Genomic DNA, 21447 nt, shown 5'->3' on the forward strand with positions numbered 1-21447 from the left:
CCGTTGATTATCTGCAAGTCTTCCGCCTTCATGTGTCCTGCAATCCGGCCCGGAAGGTTGCCAATCCTTTGTCAGTCTCGTCGCTACCGTTCCCAATTTTGATGGTTTAACCGCGTACGCCTGACGGCCATTCGGCCAGCCGCTAAAGACAGCCCAACTCCTGATCAGAAGTCGACACAATGTCATTTCATAATACGCCCGCTTCCTCCTCGCGCGAAACCGAAGGCAAGCAGATCGATCATAATGAAGCGATCCGCGCCACTTACTTCAATGCCGAGGCTTTGCGGTCCTGTGGCGAGGCTCTGGCGCGCGATGGCGCGGCAACCTTGCCGGGTTTCATGAGTTTCGAGTTCCGCGAGCGGCACAAGGAGAATGAGCGCGAAATTCTGCGCGTCTACCGGTCTACGGCCAAGGATGTGGAGGCCGGTGCCACGATCACGCCGGCTGCGGAATGGCTGCTGGACAACCACTACATCGTGGAAGAAGCCATTCAGGAAGTTCGTCGCGACTTTCCGAAGAAGTTCTACCGTCAGCTGCCAACCATGCGGATCGGCTCGATGGAGATCCCGCGCGTTCTGGCGCTCGCATGGCTTTACGTGGCGCACACCCATAGCACGGTAAACCGCGATAACCTGACCGCCATGACGGAAGGTTTCCAGGTACATCAGTCGCTGGAAATCGGCGAGCTGTGGGCGCTGCCGTCCTTCCTGCGCTTCGTTTTGATCGAAAACCTGCGCCGCATTTCCATTCGCGTGGAAAAATCGCGCCGTATGCGCCAGCAGGCCAATGACGCTGCGGACGCGATCATCAAGCTGAACGATGAAGTGGCAAGCGCCGATCTCCTGAAAAAGATCGAGCCGCTGACCGAGGACAATACCTTCTCGACCCAGTTCCTCTATCGCCTGCGTAATGCGTCGCAGTCGCCAAGCTTTGCCATCCAGTGGCTTGAAGCACGCCTGGCAGCCGCTGGCACGGACACCGAAGAAGTGATGATGGCTGAGCAGAACCGTCTCTCCTCCGGCAACGTGACGATGGGCAACATCATCAAGAGCCTGCGCGAGATCGACGACACCGAATGGAGCGTGTGGTTCGAGGACGTCTGCCTTGTCGACAAGGTTCTGCGCGAGCAGAGCGATTACAACGAACTCGATTTCGGTTCTCGCAACTCCTACCGTAACCGCATCGAGAAGCTGGCACGCTACGCCAAGAAGACCGAAATCGAAGTGGCGAGCGCTGCAATTGCGTTGGCCCAGGAAGCCGCTCAGGCTCCAGTGCCCGATCCGCACAAGGCCAATGTCGGTGCCTTCCTGAACGGCATGTATCGGGAAGAGCTGGAGAAGCGCGTGGGCTATACGCCGACGCTGCCCCAGCAGGCGCTGCGGACGGTTCAGAAAATGAACTGGTTCGCCGTTGCGGCCCCGGTTCTTTTCCTGACCTTCCTGGCACTGGCCATTGTCGGCTTTTTCCTTGGCCATGCTGGCATGTCCTGGCCGGTGATTATCCTCTTCCTGCTGATGTTCTCGCTGCCTGCTTCGGAAGGCGCGACGGGCCTGTTCAACACGCTGGTGACCTATGTGGTCAAACCGGCGCGCCTGGTTGGCTATGAGTTCAAGGAAGGCATTCCGGAAGAGGCGCGCACGCTTGTCGTGGTGCCCTGCCTCATCACCAATCGCGATACGGTTGACGAGCTCATTCGCAATCTCGAGGTTCATTATCTCGCCAATCCGCATGGTGAAATCTACTTCGCGCTGTTGAGCGACTGGAAGGACAGCAATGTCGAACAGTCCGATGCCGATCTTGAAGTGCTGGAATATGCCCGCCGCGAAGTGGCGGCCCTTAGCGGCCGCTATGCCTTCGACGGCAAAACCCGCTTCTACCTCCTGCATCGCCGCCGCCTGTTCAATCCGTCGGAAGGCGTGTGGATGGGATGGGAGCGCAAGCGCGGCAAGCTGCATGAGTTGAACCTGCTGCTGCGCGGCGACAAGGATACGACCTATCTTCAGGGTGCCAACACGGTGCCGGAGAACGTTCAGTACGTGATGACGCTTGATGCCGACACGCGCCTGATGCGCGATGCGGTGACCAAGCTCGTCGGCAAGCTGCACCACCCGATCAACCGCCCTGTTCACGATGTGAACTCTGGCCGGGTCATTCATGGTTACGGCCTGCTGCAGCCGCGCGTGACGCCGTCGCTGACGACCGGCAAGGATGCCTCCGTCTTCCAGCGCGTCTATTCGATGAGCCGCGGTATTGACCCTTACGTTTTCACGGTTTCCGACGTTTATCAGGATCTGACCGGCGAAGGCAGCTTTACCGGCAAGGGTCTCTACAATGTCGATGCCTTCGAGACGGCTCTTCGCGGCCGCATCGAGGAAAATGCCGTTCTCAGCCATGACTTGCTGGAAGGTTCGTTCTCCCGCTGCGCGCTCGTCACCGACGTGGAGCTGGTGGAAGACTTCCCCACACGTTACGAGGTTGAAGTGTCCCGTCAGCACCGCTGGGCGCGTGGCGACTGGCAGCTGCTGCCCTATATTCTCGATACCACCCGTGGCGTGACTGCGCTCGGTCGCTGGAAGATGATCGATAACCTGCGCCGGTCGCTGACGCCGATCGCCTGGTTCTTCGCGTCCGTTCTCGGCTGGTATTTCATGTCGCCGCTTGGGGCGCTGATCTGGCAGATCCTGCTGATCTTTTCGCTCTTCGTGGCACCAACGCTTTCGCTCATCACCGGTCTTCTGCCGCGGTCGACCGATATCGTGCCGCGTGCGCATTTCTATTCGGTCTGGTCGGATATCCGCTCGGCCAATGCGCAGGTCGCACTGCGTATCGTGTTCATCGCTGACTCTGCCTTCATGATGATGGATGCGATCATCCGCTCCGTCTATCGCCTGTTCGTCAGCCGCAAGCTGATGTTGGAATGGAAAACCGCCGCCAGCGTTCAATCGTCCGCCCAGGGCAGCCCGCAGGCTTACTTCCGCTCCATGTGGCATGCGCCAGTCGCCGCTATCCTGGCGATCATGTTTGCGGCTTTGCCTGACGATAATGCCTTCCTCGTCGGCATTCCCTTTGCGCTTCTGTGGATTCTGTCGCCGATCGTCGCCTGGTATGTGAGCCAGTCTGCGGAGACGGAAGACCGTCTGTTCGTGCCGGAAGCAGTCTCCGTCGAGCTTCGCAAGATTTCCCGTCGCACCTGGCGCTATTACGAAGCCTTCACCACGGAAGACCAGAACTTCCTGCCGCCGGACAACTTCCAGGAAACGCCGGAGCCGATTGTTGCCAAGCGCACATCGCCCACGAATATCGGTGTTTATCTTCTCTCGGTGGTTTCGGCTCGCCATTTTGGCTGGCTGAGCTTCCAGGAAACGCTGGAACGCATCGAAAAGACAGTCACGACCGTCGAAAAAATGGAGAAGTTCCGCGGCCATCTCTACAATTGGTATCATACGGATACGCTGGCGACGCTTGGCCCTCGCTATGTCTCGACGGTCGATAGCGGCAACCTTGCCGGTCACCTGATTGCTGTGTCGTCTGCCTGCCGTGAATGGGCAGAAGCGCCGTCCGCGCATCTTCAGGCCAATCTCGACGGTATCGGTGATGTTGCCGGTATTCTCTCGGAAGTGCTGAAGGACCTGCCTGACGACCGCAAGACGGTGCGTCCGCTGCGCCGCCGCATCGACGAACGCATCATCGGTTTCGGCAATGCCTTGGCCGCAGTGAAGCGCGAGCATGAGTTTGCCTCCATCCGCATCATCAACCTGGCCGTCCTTGCCCGCGATATCCAGAAGCTTGCGGCCAACCTCGACCACGAAGTCAGCTCCAACCAGACAGCAGAGTTGGTGCGCTGGTCGGAATCGCTGGTTGAAGCCTGTGAAGCGCATATTGCGGACACGACGTTTGACATGACGAATATCGAGCCGCTGCGCCAGCGCCTCATCCAGCTACGCGATCGTACGCGCCAGCTGGCCTTCGCCATGGATTTCACCTTCCTCTACCGGAAGGATCGTCGCCTGCTCTCCATCGGTTATCGTGTGGAAAGCAACGATCTCGATGAGGCTTGCTACGACCTTCTGGCCTCCGAATGCCGTTTGACCAGCCTGTTTGCGATTGCCAAGGGCGATCTGCCGACAGAACACTGGTATCGCCTTGGCCGTCAGGTCGTGCCGATCGGGGCCCGTGGTGCGCTGATCTCCTGGTCCGGCTCGATGTTCGAATATCTGATGCCGCCGCTTGTCATGCAGGAGCGTCAGGGTGGCATTCTGAACCAGACGAACAATCTGATCGTCGAAGAGCAGATGAACCATGGCCGCCGCCTGAATATCCCCTGGGGTATTTCGGAAGCCGCGTTCAATGCCCGCGATCATAACCTGAACTATCAGTACACCAACTTCGGTGTTCCGACGCTTGGCCTCAAGCGTGGTCTTGGCCAGAACGCTGTCATCGCGCCTTATGCCTCGATCCTCGCCAGCCAGTACAAGCCGCTGGAAGCGCTCGAAAACCTTCAGAAACTGCGGGCCGTGGGCGCGCTGGGCCGCTACGGCTTCCATGATGCGGTCGATTTCACGCCGACCCGTGTGCCGGAAGGCAAGCGTTGCGCCGTGGTTTTCAACTACTATGCCCACCACCATGGCATGTCGATTGCGGCCATCGCCAACGTCGTGAACAATGGCAAGCTGCGCGAACTCTTCCATGCCGATCCGGTCGTCGAAGCTGCAGAACTCTTGCTGCAGGAAAAGGCACCGCGCGAAGTTCCTGTCATGGGTTCCAAGTACGAGCCGGAAACGCCCGGCAAGGGGCAGGCCGATCTGCTGCGCTCGGAAATCCGCACCATCCAGAATCCGGCCGGCCGCGATCGCGAACTGATCCTGCTGTCCAATGGTCACTACTCGACCATGATGACGGCAACGGGTACGGGTTATGCCCGCTGGAACGGTTTGGCAGTCAACCGCTGGAAGGCGGATCCGGTCGAGGACCGCTGGGGAAGCTTCCTCTTCCTGCGTGATACGACGACGGGCCAATGGTGGTCGACCACGTCAGAGCCGCGCCGTGCGGAAGGCGAGAAGGTCAAGACCGTGTTCGGCGATGAGAAAGCCGAATTCGTCAAGACGGTCGGCACGCTCACCAGCTCCGTCGAAGTGATTGTCGCGACTGAACATGATGCGGAAGGTCGTCGTTTGACCCTGCTCAACCAGGGGACGGAAGATCGCTTCATCGAAGTAACCTCCTATATCGAGCCGGTTCTCTCGCATGAGGACGATGACAACGCGCATCCGGTCTTCTCGCGCATGTTCATTCGCACCGAGATCGGTCGGCGTGGCGATGTGATCCGCGCCTGGCGCAACCGTCGCAACCCGAACGAGCCGTCGATGCAGATTGCGCATCTGGCGGCAGACAATGCCGGTTCGTCGCGCCCGACAGAGTTCGAAACAGATCGCCGCCGCTTCATCGGTCGTGGCCGCACGCTTGCAGAAGCGGCTGCCTTTGATGCGGATGCGACACTTTCAGGAACGGATGGCTTTACGCTGGATCCAATCCTTTCCATGCGCCGTGTCGTGCGCGTGCCGGCAGGCAAGAAGGTCAGCGTGATCTTCTGGACCATTGCCGCGCCGAGCCGCGAAGAGCTGGATATTGCCGTCGAACGTTACCGTCATCCGGATGCGTTTGGCTCTGAACTGACGCAGGCCTGGACGCGTGTTCAGGTGCAAATGCGCCATATCGGCATCAGTTCGCAGCAGGCGGCAGCCTTCCAGCATCTCGGTCGCTACCTGGTCTATCCGGATATGCACCTGCGTGCCGATGCGGCCACGGTCAATGCCGGCCTTGCCTCGCAGCGCCAGCTCTGGGGCCTGTCGATCTCCGGCGACCTGCCGATCTTTACGCTGCGCGTGAACGACGAAATGGACATGGAAGTCGTCAAGGAAGCGCTGTCGGCGCAGGAATATCTGCGGTCTCGCGGCGTGATGGCGGATCTCGTCATCGTCAACGAGAAGCCAGCATCTTACGCGCAGGACATGCAGCATGCCATTGACCAGATCAGCGAAAGCATTCGCCGTCTCGGTCAATCGGAAGGCCGCCAGCAGGTGTTTGCCCTGCGCCGCGACCTGATGGACGAGTCCACGTGGGCGGCGCTTATTGCTGCCTCGCGTGTCGTGCTCCATGCCCGCAACGGCAAGATCGAGGATCAGGTCAACCGCGCAGTCTCGCTCTTCTCCGACAAGCGCGGCGTCGAAGTGGAAATGGACCGCCGTGCCCTTCTGACAGCTGCCGACTTCGGCACCGTGGCGGACGAGGCCGGTGCATCTGATCTCGATTTCTGGAACGGTTACGGCGGGTTCTCGACCGATGGTCAGGAATATGTCGTGCGCCTTCAGGGTGGGGCCGCAACGCCGCATCCGTGGATCAACGTGATCTCCAACGAGCGCTTTGGCTTCCACGTTGCTGCTGAAGGTGCTGCCTTCACCTGGAGCCAGAACTCGCGTGATTATCAGCTGACGCCTTGGTCGAACGACCCGGTTATCAACCGTCCGGGCGAGGCGCTGTATGTGGCCGATCTGGACAGCGGCTCTGTCATGACGCCCTATGCGGCCCTGTCTCGCAAGCCCTCCGTTGCTTTCGAAGCGCGGCATGGCCTTGGCTACTCGGTCTTCCGTTCGGAAGACGAAGGTGTCGCCATGTCAGTCACGCAGACTGTGGACCGGGAACGTCCGGTCAAGTTCTCCAAGCTGGTGCTCAAAAACACCAGCGGACAGGCTCGCCGCCTGCGGGTCTATGGCTATGCGGAATGGATTCTGGGCAACAACCCGCAGCGGACGCAAGCCTTCATACTCTCCAGCAGGGATGAGGCGACCGGAACGCTGTTTGCCAGCAACCCATACAGCATCGATTACAGCAGTCGGACGGCTCTGTTCGGGGCAGATGCTCCGGTTTCGGGCTTCACGACCAGCCGCCGCGAATTCCTCGGCCGCTTCGGCTCCATGGCAACCCCTGCGGCGGTCGCTGCAGGTGCTGCGCTGACCGGATCGTTGGAGCCGGACGGCGCACCGTGCGCGGCTCTCGCCTGCGACATCGAACTCGCTGCCGGTGAAGAGAAGACAATCACCTTCTTCCTCGGTGATTGTGGTAATCGCGACGAAGCGGCGGCTATGGCCGCTGAGGTTCGGGGCGTCAGTGCGGATACGGTTGTCGAAGGGGCAAAGAGCTTCTGGAACGACTTTACGGGTCGCCTGAAGATCTCGACGCCGGACAAGGCGCTGGATCACATGATCAATACCTGGCTGCCTTATCAGGCACTCAGCTGCCGCATCCTGTCACGCACGGCCTTCTACCAGTCTTCTGGCGCTTATGGTTTCCGCGACCAGTTGCAGGATACGCTGGCCTTCATGATGCATGATCCGGCTCTGGCGCGTCGCCAGATCGTCACGGCTGCCGGTCGTCAGTTCCCGGAAGGTGATGTGCAGCACTGGTGGCTGCCGGTCACCGGCGCGGGCGTCCGCACGACGATTTCGGATGACGTGGTATGGCTTGCTTACGCGGCCGACCAGTACATCAAGACAACGGGTGATGTGTCTGTTCTGGACGAACAACTGCCGTTCCTGAAGGGCGCAGCTCTGACCCCAGGTCAGCATGACGCCTTCTATAAGCCGGAGATCTCCGAAGAGACGGCAACGGTTTATGAGCATGCCGCGCGTGCCCTTGATCTTGCCATCAAGCGGACGGGGTCGAACGGCCTTCCGCTGATCCTTGGCGGTGACTGGAACGACGGCATGAACCGCGTCGGTATCGGCGGTCGTGGTACCAGCGTCTGGCTCGGCTGGTTCCTGGCCGCAGCGCTTCGCCGGTTCCTGGCCTTTGCCGAACAGCGCGGCGATCAGGAGCGCATCGCCCGTTGGTCCGGCCATCTCGAAAGCTTGAAGAAGGCGCTGGAGACGGCAGGCTGGGATGGCCAGTACTACCGTCGCGGCTACTTCGACGATGGCAGCCCGCTGGGTGCCGATGGCAATCTGGAATGCGCGATCGACTCGCTTGGCCAATCGTGGAGCGTTCTTTCCGGCGAAGGTGATCCGGCGCGCTCGGAACAGGCCATGAATGCGGTGATGAGCAAGCTCGTCTCCGAGCAGGATAGTATCATCCGCCTGTTCACACCGGCCTTTGCCTCGACGCCCAAGGATCCCGGCTACATCAAGGCCTATCCGCCGGGTGTGCGCGAAAATGGTGGCCAGTATACGCACGCTGCCACCTGGGTCGTGCTGGCGCTGGCAAGGCTTGGACGCGGGGACGATGCCTGGAAGGCCTTCCGGCTTCTGAACCCGGTCAATCATGCGCTGGGCAAGGATGATGCCGATCGCTACCGCGTCGAGCCTTACGTGGTGGCTGCCGACGTTTACGGTGCTGGCGACCTCACCGGTCGCGGCGGCTGGACCTGGTATACCGGTTCGGCAGGTTGGCTCTACCGTGCTGCCGTGGAAGGCATTCTCGGTATCCAGCGTGAAGGCGACCGCCTGTTCGTTCGTCCCGCCCTGCCCACCGAGTGGACCGGCTTCGAGGCGACGCTCACGCTGGATCGCAAGAGTTTTGCCATCAAGGTGGAGAAGGCTGCCGGTTCGAGCGAAGCGGCTGTCACGATCAACGGCACTGCGGTGGTTGTGGGCGAAGGTTTCGCGATCGGCTGAGTGCGCAGCATCTCATGGATGACGCAAAGCCCGGTCCGCTGATGGCAGGCCGGGCTTTGTTGTATCAGTGTTTGTGCGTGATCAGCTTCAAGCTTCCGATGACCTGATGCTACCGAAGCACCAGCAGCGTTTCGACTCGCTGATCTTCTACCTTGGCGGGTCCCGTTACCGGTTCCGCTCCTCGCATAACGAGAGCGAAAGAAACATTGGTGTCGATAGCCCCGGCGCCTGCGTGGCCTGGAGAGAAGCGAAAAGCTTGAGATTGCTGTGGCTGCGAAGAGATTGGAAGATCGGGGACCGCGCATTGCACCTCTACAAATGATACCGTCCTGCCTCGAAGCCCTATGGTCTCATTTGACGAAAATAGAAAAGGCGGCAGGACAAGCCCGCCGCCTTCAATCGTTCCTTGCCTTCAAATGGCCTATGCCTGCTGCAGCAGTCTCTGTTCTAACGCAGGCTTGTGTTCATCCGCCAGAATGCCGCTGGTCTTCAGCAGCGAGGCGAAGCGGCCGCCCATGGCGCTCAGTTCGTCGAAGGTTCCCTTTTCGATGATCCGGCCATGATCCAGGAACAGAACCATATCGGCATCACGGATGGTCGAGAGACGATGCGCGATAATGAAAGTGGTGCGGTTCTGGCGCAGGCGGTCGATCGCTTCCTTCACACGTGCTTCGGTTTCCACGTCGAGTGCCGAAGTTGCCTCATCAAGTACCAGAATGGGTGCGTTCTTGAGAATGGCGCGGGCGATGGCAATACGCTGGCGCTCACCACCCGATAGGCGATTGCCGCGCTCGCCGACTTCCGTCTGGAAGCCTGCCAGACGGCTCTCGATGAATTCCGTCGCGGCAGCCGCTTCTGCGGCAGCAACGATTTCCGCCTCGCTTGCCCCTTCGCGTCCAAGGCGAATATTATCGCTGATGGAGCGGTTCAACAGACCTGCATCCTGGAACACAGTGGCAATGGAGTGGCGTAGCGAGCGGCGGGTGACCGTCGCGATATCGGTGCCATCCACGAAGATCGCGCCCTGCTGCGGATCGTAGACGCGTTGCAGCAGGTTCACCAGCGTGGTCTTGCCTGCGCCCGTCGGGCCGACGATAGCAATCGTCTGACCGGCCTTGGCGGTAAAGGAGACATCACGCACGCCTTGCGTGGTATTGGCAAAGTCGAAGGAAACGTTGCGGAATTCCACCTCGCCGCGAACGGCATTCAGCTCACCGGCGTTGGCAGGCTCTTCGCGATCCTTCACCGAATCTTCAAGGCGGAAGAAATCCTCCAGCTTGGAGCGTGCCTCGAAAATCTGCGTCGCAAACTGGCGCAGCAGATCCAGACGGCCGATCAGCAGGTTCGCAAAGCCGATAAAGGCAATGACATCGCCTACTTTGATCTCGCCACTGCGAACCAGAAAGATGCCGATAATGAGAATGATCAGCATGGAAATCGTTGAAGCCATGCGGTTCAGCGCGCTCGCAATTGCCCACCAGTCGAGAACCGGATACTGGGCTGAGAGCAGCCGTTCCGTGAAGCCCTTCAATGCCTTCGTCTCTGCCTCGATGCGGTTGTAGCTGTGCAGGACTGTCACGTTGCTGATGGAATCGCTAACATGCGAAAAAACGGTATGGTAATGGCCTTCAACGGAGGCTTGGCCTTCTTTCGTACGGTTCATGACCACACGGCCGATGATCCAGTAGACCACGCTCAGAACCACAAGCACCGAGCTTAGCCGCCAATCCATCGAGAAGGCGGTGGGAACGAGCAGCACGAGTGCCACGATCGTAGCGAGATGCGTACGCATGAATTCCAGCCAGAGGCCGAATAGCGTTTCGCTGGCGCGCAACAGCGTATGGAGCGCGTTGGATGTGCCGCGCTGATGATGCCATGAAAGAGGCATGGAAACGATGCGGCCAAATGCTTCCGTCAAAAGGGATGCACGTCTGCCATGGGCAAGACGGTCAGCCTCGCGCGCGACGAGGACGTAAGCAATGGTATTGAAAACGCCAAAGCCGCCCCACATCAGAAGAATGGGTGTCACATCGCCTTGAGAGGAGATGGCGTCAATGATCCGGCCGAACAGAATGGGTTCAGCGATCGTAATGACTGCCAGCACGATGTTAGCGATGACGACCATCGTGACCCGGAGGCGATGAGCTCCCAGGTATCTCAGGGCGCGTGCGTACACTTGAAACAGGCTCACGGCATTACCTCATGCTGATATCACATTTTGTTGCATAGCAGCCCGCACCTGTATGCAGCGTGAACGCGATCATAAACGGGTATAGAAAGAATGGGATGATCTGCAAGGCTGACATTGACACCCGGTGTCTTAATCTTCAATCAGGCGAGATCTACCCAAACAAATGCAACCATATATAAACAAATTTTAGGCATGCGCTCTTGGCCTGCATAGATCGGGAACTTGCTGGACATGCGTGATAATTGGGGGACGGAGTGAATATTCACTCGCTTGTGCAATTTCTGGCGATATCCCATGAAGCGGAAACCGCGAGCGAACTCGTGGGAGAGCTTGAATCCCTGCTTAATATCCATGCGTTCCGCTATTACGGTATCTGGTTTCACGACAAGGTCTTTGCAGATACGACCGATTTCATGCTGACGGGTCGGTGGCCGGCCGGATGGCGCAAACATTATGCTGCCCGGAAATATGCCTCCATTGATCCGCTGCGCCGGATGCTTGCCGTCACGCAGCGCCCATTTCGCTGGAAGGACGCCATTGCCGCGTATCAGGATGATCCGCAGCAAAAGAAGGCGTTGCGGCTCCTGCGGGACGCAGCCAAGAATGGTCTTTATGATGGGTATGTGTTCCCGATCTATGGCAGGACCGGCCTGATTGGTACGATGACCATCGCGGGAGAGCCCATCGACCTTTCTCCCGTCGAGATCTGCCTCTTTGAGGCCGTGGCCAGAAAATCACTGTGGCGATTGCTGGAATTGCGCGGCGCTGCAGCAGAGCTCGAAAAGCGCACCGCGCTGGAGGCGGATCTCACGCAGCGCCAGCTCGAGGTTCTGCGTTTGTTATGCGACGGAATGACATCGAATGAAATCGCCAAGGCGCTGGAGATTTCGAACCATACGGTCGACTGGTACATCAACGTCATTCAGGAAAAGTTCAATGCGCGCAACAGGCAGCATGTCATCGCGATGGCGTTCCGGGCGGGGATCGTGACGTGACTGGCGTAAGCTGACGTGAAACTGACATAAATTTAAACGATTCAATAAGACGGAAATTGCCATTCCGAAAAATGCCGCTAATGTTCCTTCGCAGTGCAACATGCACTGTTACTGTCGAGGGGGATAGCTTTGCAAATCCGGAAGATTCTTGTCGCCAACCGATCCGAAATTGCCATCCGCGTGTTCCGCGCCGCCAACGAGCTTGGCATCAAAACGGTGGCCATATGGGCAGAGGAAGATAAACTTTCGCTGCATCGGTTCAAAGCGGACGAGAGCTATCAGGTGGGGCGTGGCCCGCATCTGGCCCGTGATCTGGGACCAATCGAGAGCTATCTTTCCATTCCGGAAGTCATCCGGGTTGCCAAGGCGTCCGGCGCGGACGCGATCCATCCGGGATACGGCCTGCTGTCTGAAAGCCCGGAATTCGTTGAGGCCTGCAACGCTGCAGGAATCATTTTCATCGGCCCGAGGCCGGATACGATGCGCCAGCTTGGCAACAAGGTGGCGGCGCGCAACCTGGCAATTTCCGTCGGCGTTCCTGTCGTGCCAGCAACGGAGCCGTTGCCGGACGATATGACGATAGTAGCCAGGATGGCTGAGGAAATCGGCTATCCGGTTATGTTGAAGGCCTCGTGGGGCGGCGGGGGGCGCGGCATGCGTGCCATTCGCGATCCCAAAGATCTTGCCAAGGAGGTGACCGAAGCCAAGCGCGAGGCCATGGCAGCCTTCGGTAAAGACGAGGTCTATCTCGAGAAGCTCGTCGAGCGCGCCCGTCATGTTGAAAGCCAGATCCTTGGCGATACGCATGGCAATGTGGTGCATCTGTTCGAGCGCGATTGCTCTATCCAGCGCCGTAACCAGAAGGTGGTCGAGCGTGCACCGGCGCCTTATCTTTCCGAGGCGCAGCGGCAGGAACTGGCCGGCTATTCGCTGAAGATTGCCGCCGCCACGAACTATATTGGCGCTGGCACTGTCGAATATCTGATGGATGCCAATACCGGCAAATTCTACTTTATCGAGGTGAACCCGCGTATCCAGGTCGAGCATACGGTCACGGAAGTCGTGACCGGGATCGATATCGTCAAGGCGCAGATCCATATTCTGGAGGGTGCGGCCATCGGCACGCCGGAGTCCGGTGTTCCGGCACAGGCGGATATTCGCCTCAACGGCCATGCACTGCAGTGCCGCATCACCACGGAAGACCCGGAACAGAACTTCATCCCGGATTACGGGCGTATCACCGCCTATCGCTCGGCAGCCGGTTTCGGCATTCGTCTGGATGGCGGCACAGCCTATACGGGCGCGATCATCACCCGTTATTACGATCCGCTGCTGGTAAAGGTTACAGCATCGGGAGGAACCCCGCAGGAGGCCATCAGCCGCATGGATCGCGCACTGCGCGAATTCCGTATTCGCGGCGTGGCCACGAACCTGACCTTCCTCGAAGCCATTATCGGCCATCCGAACTTCCGCGACAATTCCTACACGACCCGTTTCATCGATACGACGCCGGAACTCTTCCAGCAGGTGAAGCGCCAGGATCGCGCGACGAAACTGCTCACCTATCTGGCGGATGTCACCGTCAACGGCCATCCGGAAACCAAGGGTCGGCCGATGCCGTCCGCCAAGGCCCCGAAGCCGGTCGTTCCCTATATCGAGGCGGAGGTTCAGCCCGGCACCAAGCAGAAGCTGGATGAACTGGGACCAAAGGCATTTGCCGAATGGATGCGAAACGAAAAGCGTGTGCTGCTGACCGACACGACCATGCGCGACGGTCACCAGTCGCTGCTGGCAACCCGCATGCGCACGTTCGATATTGCCCGCATTGCGCCGGTTTATGCCAAGGCTCTGCCGAACCTCTTCTCGCTGGAATGCTGGGGCGGTGCGACATTCGACGTCTCCATGCGCTTCCTGACGGAAGATCCGTGGGAGCGCTTGGCTCTGATCCGGGAAGGTGCGCCGAATTTCCTGCTGCAAATGCTGCTGCGTGGTGCCAACGGCGTGGGCTATACGAACTATCCAGACAACGTCGTGAAGTACTTCGTGCGTCAGGCGGCGAAGGGTGGAATCGACCTGTTCCGCGTGTTCGACTGCCTGAACTGGGTAGAAAACATGCGTGTCTCGATGGACGCCATTCAGGAAGAGAACAAGCTTTGCGAGGCAACGATCTGCTATACCGGCGATCTGCTCAACAGCGCCCGCCCGAAGTATGACCTGAAATACTACGTGTCTTTGGCGGAAGAGCTGGAAAAAGCAGGCGCGCACATCATCGCGCTGAAGGATATGGCGGGCCTCTTGAAGCCAGCCGCTGCCCGTGTGCTGTTCAAGGCACTGCGCGAGGCAACCAGCCTGCCGATCCACTTCCACACGCATGATACCTCGGGCATCTCGGCGGCGACTGTTCTCGCTGCCATCGATTCCGGCGTAGATGCCGTCGATGCGGCTATGGATGCCTTCTCCGGCAACACCTCGCAGCCGTGCCTTGGTTCTATCGTCGAGGCGCTTTCCGGCACTGATCGCGATTCCGGCCTCGATCCGGAATGGATCCGCCGCATCTCGTTCTACTGGGAAGCGGTTCGCCACCAGTATGCGGCCTTCGAAAGCGACCTCAAGGGTCCGGCTTCGGAAGTCTATCTGCATGAAATGCCGGGCGGGCAGTTCACCAATCTCAAGGAGCAGGCGCGCTCGCTGGGTCTCGAAACTCGCTGGCACGAAGTGGCTCAGACCTATGCCGACGTGAACCAGATGTTCGGCGACATCGTGAAGGTTACGCCTTCTTCCAAGGTTGTCGGCGATATGGCGCTGATGATGGTGAGCCAGGATCTGACGGTCGCGGACGTGGAGAACCCCGGACGCGACATCGCCTTCCCGGATTCGGTCGTTTCCATGCTGCGTGGCGATCTGGGCCAGCCTCCGGGTGGATGGCCGGAGGCTTTGCAGAAGAAGGCGCTGAAGGGGGATACACCCTACACGGTTCGCCCTGGTTCGCTGTTGAAGGAGGCTGATCTCGATGCCGAACGCAAAGTGATCGAGGAAAAGCTTGGCCGCTCCGTCGATGATTTCGAGTTTGCCTCTTACCTGATGTATCCCAAGGTCTTCACCGACTTCGCGCTGGCTTCCGATACCTATGGCCCGGTTTCGGTTCTGCCGACACCCGCCTATTTCTACGGCATGGCGGATGGCGAAGAACTGTTTGCCAATATCGAGAAGGGCAAGACGCTGGTTGTCGTCAATCAGGCCGCCAGCGCCCCCGATGCTCAAGGTCTGGTCACCGTGTTCTTCGAGCTGAACGGCCAGCCACGCCGCATCAAGGTGCCAGACCGCAGCCGCGCTGCCACCAGCATTGCGCGCCGCAAGGCGGAAGCGGGCAATGCCGCACAGCTGGGTGCGCCAATGCCGGGTGTCATTTCTCGCGTGTTTGTCTCTACTGGTCAGAAGGTAAAGGCAGGCGATGTGCTGCTCTCCATCGAAGCGATGAAGATGGAAACGGCCCTGCATGCGGAAAAGGATGGCGAGATCACGGAAGTGGCCGTAAAGGCCGGCGACCAGATCGACGCCAAGGATCTGCTGATCGTTTATGCGGCTTGATGCCTCTTGAAGACCGTGATGCTCGGGCTTGTTCCTAGCATCTACCGGCAATGAATAAGTAGTTGTCCTTGAACGGCCTGGCTGACGACTGTAGACCCTCGGGACAAGCCCGAGGGTGACGAGCCAGTCATACGCCCGTCGTCTGCGCGGCCGTCACGCTCGCCACAAACCGGCGGGTGCGCTCCTCACGCGGGTTCTGGAAGATATCGGCAGAAGAGCCAGCTTCGACCACGCGTCCCGCTTCGAGAAAGATAACACGGTTGGCGATGCTGGAGGCCAGCCGCAGGTCATGCGTTGCCATGACCATGGTGGTGCCTTCGCTCGCAAGCTTGGCCAGAACATCCACCACTTCCGCCGCCAGTTCCGGGTCCAGTGCCGAAGTCGGCTCATCACAGAGAAGAACACGCGGCGAGGGAGCCAGCGCACGGGCAATTGCCACACGCTGCTGCTGCCCACCGGAAAGGGTGGCGGGCCAGGCATCGGCCTTATGCGCCATGCCAACTTTGGTCAGCAGTTCCATGGCGCGGGCTTTTGCCTTTTCCTTCGGCCATTTCAGAACCGTCACCAGCCCTTCCATCACGTTCTCCAGCGCCGTGCGGTGTGGAAAAAGCTGGAAGTTCTGGAACACCATGCCCGTCTGGCGGCGAATGCGCTGAATGGCGGCCCAAGGTGTTTTCTGACCTGGCATGAAACTCAACGTCTCATTACCCAGCTTCAAATTGCCAGCCGTCGGGATTTCCAGAAGGTTGATACACCGAAGGAGCGTGCTCTTGCCGCCGCCGGAGGGACCGACGAGCGCTGTCACGCTGCCTTCCGGCATGGAAATGCTGATATCGTTGAGGATGACGGCTTCACCGAAGCGTTTTCCGATATGAGAAAGCTCGATCATGTGTTGGCCTCCATCATGCCGCCATAGCGGGCAAAGCGCTTCTCCAGCCGAACCTGCAACGTGGACAAGACGGTACTCAACGCAAGATAGATGAGCGCTGCCTCGATGTAGAGGATCAGTGGCTCGTAGGTTGTTGCCACGATGCGTTGTGCCGCCTGAAACAATTCCGGCACGGTAATCGCCGCTGCCAGCGAGGTGTCCTTCACCAGCGAGATGAAGGTGTTGGACAGGGGTGGCACCGCCACGCGGGCCGCCTGCGGAAGAATTGTCCGGATCATGGCCTGCCGCCAGGACATGCCGATGGAGAAAGCGGCTTCCCACTGGCCCTTCGGCACGGAGGAAATCACCGCTCGGATGATTTCCGAACTATAGGCACCGATGTTGAGCGTGAAGCCGATCAGCGCTGCCGGGAATGCATCCAGCAGAATTCCGATGCTTGGAAGGCCGTAGAAGATGACGAACAACTGCACCAGAAGCGGCGTTCCTCGAATGACCCAGACATAAAAGCGGGCAATCGCGGAAACGGGCTTGGGCGCAAACAGCCGGGCAAGCGCCGTCAGTAGCCCGAGGATAAGGCCGAAGGTGAAGGACAGGAGTGTGAGGGGGATGGTAAAGATCAGCCCCGCCCAGAGCAGGGAGGGCAAAGAGTCAGCCATCAATTGAAGCCAGTGCGGCACGGTGTTCTCCTCGCAAAAAGGCGGATGCCGTTTCCGGCTCCGCCTGTTCACAGAATATGGAACCCGCTTCACTCAAGGAAACGGGTATGGGAGCAAATTACTTGGAGACGTCCTGACCGAAATACTTGTCAGATATCTTCTTGTAAGTGCCGTCGGTCTTGATATCTGCCAGTGCCTTGTTGATGGCCTGCTGAAGTTCGGATTCCCCCTTGCGGAAGATGATGCCGGAATATTCCGCATTGGCCTGCTCGGCGGCAATCTTTACCGGTGCGCCCGGCTTCTGCTTCTTGAAGTCGAGGAAGGACAAGCTGTCATTGATCGTCGCATCGGCGCGGCGCGTCAGCACGAGCTGGATAGACTGGTCGAAGCCATCGGTGCCGACCAGTTCCGCGCCCGACTTTTCAGCCAGCTTGCCGAAATTGCTGGTCAGGGACTGCGCCGCCTTCTTGCCCTTCAGATCCTCGAAGCTCTTGATCGAATCATCGCCTTCGCGAACGATCAGCACGGCCTTGGAGGCGATATAGGGCTCGGAGAAATCATACTTCTGCTTGCGCCCGTCCGTAATGCCAACCTGATTGATCACGACATCATAGCGCTTGGCATCAAGACCGGCGATCAGGCCATCCCACTTGCCTTCCAGAAACTGCGCCTTCACGCCCAGCTTTTCCGCAATCGCTTCGCCGATTTCAACGTCGAAGCCAACCAGCTTGCCGGAGGCATCATGGAAGGTGAAAGGCGAATAGGTGCCTTCCGTTCCGATTTTGAGAACGCCTGCCTGTTTGATTGCGTTCAGGTTTTCACCCGCCATTGCGGGCACAAAGGTGGCCGCCTGCACAAGTGCTGCGACGGCAAGAGCTTTAAGAAGCTTCATTTTTATCTCCTTGGGAATGAAGGGCTGCATATGTCCCACAAAGGCGCGGCCAAGGCTGGGTCCAAAACTGCTGAAGGACATAGGGGCCGCGGAATATTTTTCCATTAGAATATGATTTTGCTGCATGCTGATTCGTCCCCCACGGCAAATGTACTTGCAGCTTCCCTTATTCTTGTTTATGCCTGTTTTTGCCGATTCATGCACGATTGATTATTTGAATGAACGAACTGATGTTACCGGAGAGGCAACAACGCATCCGCGACCGTCTTTCGGTTGACGGACGCGTCATCGCCGCCAGTCTCGCCGCCGAGTTCGGTGTTTCGGAAGATACGATCAGACGCGATCTCCGAGACATGGCTGCGGCCGGTCTCTGCGAGCGTGTTTACGGCGGAGCCCTGCCAGTCGCGAATTGCCTGACCAGCCTTGCTCAGCGATCCGCTCAGGACAAGCCCCGCAAACAGCGTCTTGCGCGCACTCTTCTCAGTTCAATGCAGGCCCGTTCCGTCGTTTTCCTGGATGCCGGGAGCACGAACCTCGCACTTGCCGAACTGATTCCGGACGCATTCGAGCTCACCATCATAACCAATGCTGCTGCGATTGCCCTTGCATTGGCCGAGAAACCTTCTGTCGAAACCATCCTGATCGGAGGTAAGTTCGATCGCATGGTGGGCGGGGCTGTCGGGGCCGATGCCGTGGAACAGTTAAGGCGCTTTACACCTGATCTCTGCCTGATCGGCACCTGCGGCTTCAGTCAATCCGGAATTCTTTCCGTATACGGCCATGAAGATGCTGCTTTCAAAAGAGCTGCGGTAAGCCAGGCAAAAGAGACCGCAGTGGCCGTGACAACTGAAAAAATAGGCGTTTCCGCCCCCTTCCAGATTGCCGAACCTGGTCAATATCACCGTCTCATCGTGGAAGAGGGGCTCGATGCCGATAGCCTCTTCGCTGCCCGTCAGCATGGATGCCAGATCCAGTTTGCGCGAACCTGATCGTCTAGAGAGTGAGCAATCAATGAACAACGCAGCATCTTCATCGCTTGCCTCCGGGCCTGCACCGGTCGTCACGCGCGAGCGTGCTGCCGTGGCGCTGATGTTTCTGATGAACGGGTTTCTGGTGGGTGCCTGGGCACCGAAGATTCCCGAATTCGCCAGCCGCCTTGCCTTGAGCGAAAGTGCACTCGGCCTGATGATCCTGACCTTCGGTCTAGGCTCCATCACCATGATGCCGGTGGCAGGCATGCAGATTGCGCGCTTCGGTTCGGCCTGGGTCACGCGGATCACTGCGGTGCTGGTCGTTCCAACCCTGCTTCTCCTGACGGCGGTCGGATCGGTCTGGACGGCGGCCGTTGCCATCTTCCTCTTCGGAGGATTGATCGGCGCCATGGACGTGGCGATGAACGCCAATGCCGTTGCGACGGAAAAGCACATGCGCCGCTCCATCATGTCATCCTGCCATGCTTTCTGGAGCCTTGGCGGCCTGATCGGTGCCAGCACCGGCGGCATTTTGATTGCCAGTGTCGGGGCTTTCGGCCACGCAGCAATTGCAACGCTGGCGGCGGCGGCGATGGTGGCGGTTGCCTGGCCTATGATGCTGGCAGACAAACCTCACGCTGAAGAGGCAAAGGAGAAGATACGCCTGCCGATGACGCCGCTGCCTTGGCTGATTGGCCTGGTGGCGCTGTTCTCCATGGTGCCAGAGGGCGCGGTGCTGGATTGGGGTGCACTCTATCTGCGCAATGAACTGGGTGCCTCCGTGCAGCTTTCCGGCTTTGCCTATGCAGCTTTCTCGCTGACCATGGCCGTGATGCGCTTTGCCGGAGACATCGTGCGTGACCGTCTGGGCGCTGTCCGAACATTGCGGATCTGCACTGTGATTGCCATGATCGGCTTGCTGATTGCAGGCTTTGCGCCGAATGCCACACTGGTCATCATCGGTTTCGCCTTCGCCGGTATCGGCATTTCCAACATGGTGCCGATCGCCTTTTCCGCCGCTGGAAACCTGCCGGGCATGGCGCAGGGCATTGGTCTTTCCGTTGTCACAACCATGGGCTATTCCGGCATTCTCGTCGCGCCTTCGCTGATCGGCTTCATTGCCGAGCATGTGGGCCTAGGGACGATCTTCGCGGCACTGCCCGCGCTGCATATCGTGGTTCTTGTGCTCTCGGGTCTTGCGCGGCATGCCGACCGACCTGCCGGCTCACAGTGAATGGGAAGGGCCAGCGAGGGAATGTGATCTGGCGCAGGTGTTGACAAGCCCCCGCGCATGATCCACCTGAGGGGCACTTTTTCTGATTAAGGTGATCTCCATGTCGTCCGCTTATGATCCGAAACCACGCCGCGCCTCCGTCGCCGTTGATGTGGGCGGCGTCATCGTCGGGGGCGGTGCGCCCGTCGTTGTTCAGTCGATGACGAACACGGATACGGCGGATGTGGATTCCACCGTCGCGCAGGTGGCCGCGCTGTTTCAGGCGGGCTCCGAGATCGTTCGCATTACCGTGGACCGTGATGAAAGTGCTGCGGCAGTCCCGAAGATCCGCGAGCGCCTGCTGCGCCTTGGCATGGATGTGCCGCTGGTGGGAGACTTCCACTATATTGGCCACAAGCTCCTGAGCGATCATCCGGCCTGCGCGGAAGCGCTTGCGAAATATCGCATCAATCCCGGCAATGTCGGCTTCAAGGACAAGAAGGACAAGCAGTTCGCAGATATCATCGAGATGGCGATCCGCTACGACAAGCCGGTGCGTATCGGCGTCAACTGGGGTTCTCTTGACCAGGATCTGCTAACACGCTTGATGGACGAGAACCAAGCGCAGGGCTCGCCACTTTCAGCGCGCGAAGTCATGCATGAGGCCATCTGCCAGTCGGCGCTCTTGTCTGCGCAGCTGGCGGAAGAGATCGGCCTGCCACGCAATCGCATCATCCTCTCGGCCAAGGTCAGTCAGGTACAGGATCTGATCGCGGTTTATGGCATGCTGGCGGAACGTTCGGACCATGCTTTGCATCTTGGCCTGACCGAGGCAGGCATGGGCACAAAGGGTATCGTCGCTTCCTCCGCCGCCATGGGTTACGTGTTGCAGCACGGCATCGGCGATACGATCCGTGTGTCGCTGACCCCTGAGCCGAATGGCGACCGTACGCGCGAGGTGCAGGTTGCGCAGGAGCTGTTGCAGGTTATGGGCTTTCGCCAGTTCGTGCCGGTCGTTGCGGCCTGTCCCGGCTGCGGTCGCACCACTTCGACGGTGTTTCAGGAACTCGCCCAGAAAATTCAGGATGATATCCGTAAGAACATGCCGGTCTGGCGCGAGAAATATCCGGGCGTAGAAGGTCTGAACGTTGCGGTCATGGGCTGCATCGTCAATGGTCCGGGCGAAAGCAAGCATGCCGATATCGGCATTTCGCTTCCCGGTACAGGTGAAACTCCTGCCGCACCTGTTTTCATCGATGGGCAAAAGGCGCTGACGCTGCGTGGCCCGAACATTGCCGCTGAATTCGAAGCCCTCGTCATCGATTACATCGAGAAGCGGTTCGGTCACAAAACAGCGGCGGAATGAATTTCTGGCAGGATGGCGGG

The 21447-nt window shown here is 59.0% G+C and carries 10 protein-coding genes; 6 read left to right on the top strand and 4 right to left on the bottom strand.

The features are described from left to right. Nucleotides 1-179 precede the first annotated feature (179 nt). A complete protein-coding gene (locus tag G6N80_RS11685; RefSeq protein ID WP_165133957.1) occupies nucleotides 180-8666 on the top strand; it encodes a glycoside hydrolase family 94 protein in 8487 nt (2828 codons plus the stop codon). A gap of 421 nt (nucleotides 8667-9087) precedes the next feature. Here G6N80_RS11685 and G6N80_RS11690 read toward each other — a convergent pair whose 3' ends face one another. After that, a complete protein-coding gene (locus G6N80_RS11690) occupies nucleotides 9088-10857 on the bottom strand; it encodes a glucan ABC transporter ATP-binding protein/ permease (protein ID WP_062556231.1) in 1770 nt (589 codons plus the stop codon). A gap of 254 nt (nucleotides 10858-11111) precedes the next feature. Between G6N80_RS11690 and G6N80_RS11695 the strand changes: the two genes are divergently transcribed. Further along, a complete protein-coding gene (locus G6N80_RS11695; protein ID WP_062556230.1) occupies nucleotides 11112-11852 on the top strand; it encodes a helix-turn-helix transcriptional regulator in 741 nt (246 codons plus the stop codon). 129 nt (nucleotides 11853-11981) lie between these two features. Then, the gene (gene pyc, locus G6N80_RS11700; RefSeq protein ID WP_165133960.1) at nucleotides 11982-15440 is read left to right on the top strand and encodes a pyruvate carboxylase; all 3459 of its coding nucleotides are present in this window, start codon (nucleotides 11982-11984) and stop codon (nucleotides 15438-15440) included. 127 nt (nucleotides 15441-15567) lie between these two features. Here pyc and G6N80_RS11705 read toward each other — a convergent pair whose 3' ends face one another. The 3 genes from G6N80_RS11705 to G6N80_RS11715 form a co-directional block, all read right to left on the bottom strand. Next, nucleotides 15568-16329 carry an amino acid ABC transporter ATP-binding protein gene (locus G6N80_RS11705; RefSeq protein WP_165133963.1) on the bottom strand — a complete coding sequence of 254 codons (762 nt, stop codon included), beginning with the start codon at nucleotides 16327-16329 and terminating at the stop codon, nucleotides 15568-15570. Next, on the bottom strand, nucleotides 16326-17006 hold the full coding sequence (locus G6N80_RS11710) for an amino acid ABC transporter permease (protein ID WP_062556227.1): 681 nt from the start codon (nucleotides 17004-17006) through the stop codon (nucleotides 16326-16328). The genes G6N80_RS11705 and G6N80_RS11710 overlap by 4 nt, the downstream gene beginning before the upstream one ends. 97 nt (nucleotides 17007-17103) lie before the next feature. After that, nucleotides 17104-17877 carry an amino acid ABC transporter substrate-binding protein gene (locus tag G6N80_RS11715; RefSeq protein ID WP_165133966.1) on the bottom strand — a complete coding sequence of 258 codons (774 nt, stop codon included), beginning with the start codon at nucleotides 17875-17877 and terminating at the stop codon, nucleotides 17104-17106. 218 nt (nucleotides 17878-18095) lie between these two features. Between G6N80_RS11715 and G6N80_RS11720 the strand changes: the two genes are divergently transcribed. From G6N80_RS11720 to ispG, 3 genes are all read left to right on the top strand, one after another. Next, on the top strand, nucleotides 18096-18866 hold the full coding sequence (locus G6N80_RS11720) for a DeoR/GlpR family DNA-binding transcription regulator (protein ID WP_165133969.1): 771 nt from the start codon (nucleotides 18096-18098) through the stop codon (nucleotides 18864-18866). Between the two features lie 22 nt (nucleotides 18867-18888). Further along, nucleotides 18889-20082, top strand: coding sequence for an MFS transporter (locus G6N80_RS11725; protein WP_062556225.1), 1194 nt, complete (start codon nucleotides 18889-18891; stop codon nucleotides 20080-20082). Between the two features lie 100 nt (nucleotides 20083-20182). After that, complete coding sequence (gene ispG / locus G6N80_RS11730) at nucleotides 20183-21427, top strand: flavodoxin-dependent (E)-4-hydroxy-3-methylbut-2-enyl-diphosphate synthase (protein WP_210300834.1); 1245 nt, start codon at nucleotides 20183-20185, stop codon at nucleotides 21425-21427. The last annotated feature ends 20 nt before the right edge of the window (nucleotides 21428-21447 follow it).

This window comes from Rhizobium rhizoryzae (assembly GCF_011046895.1).
GTDB lineage: Bacteria > Pseudomonadota > Alphaproteobacteria > Rhizobiales > Rhizobiaceae > Neorhizobium > Neorhizobium rhizoryzae.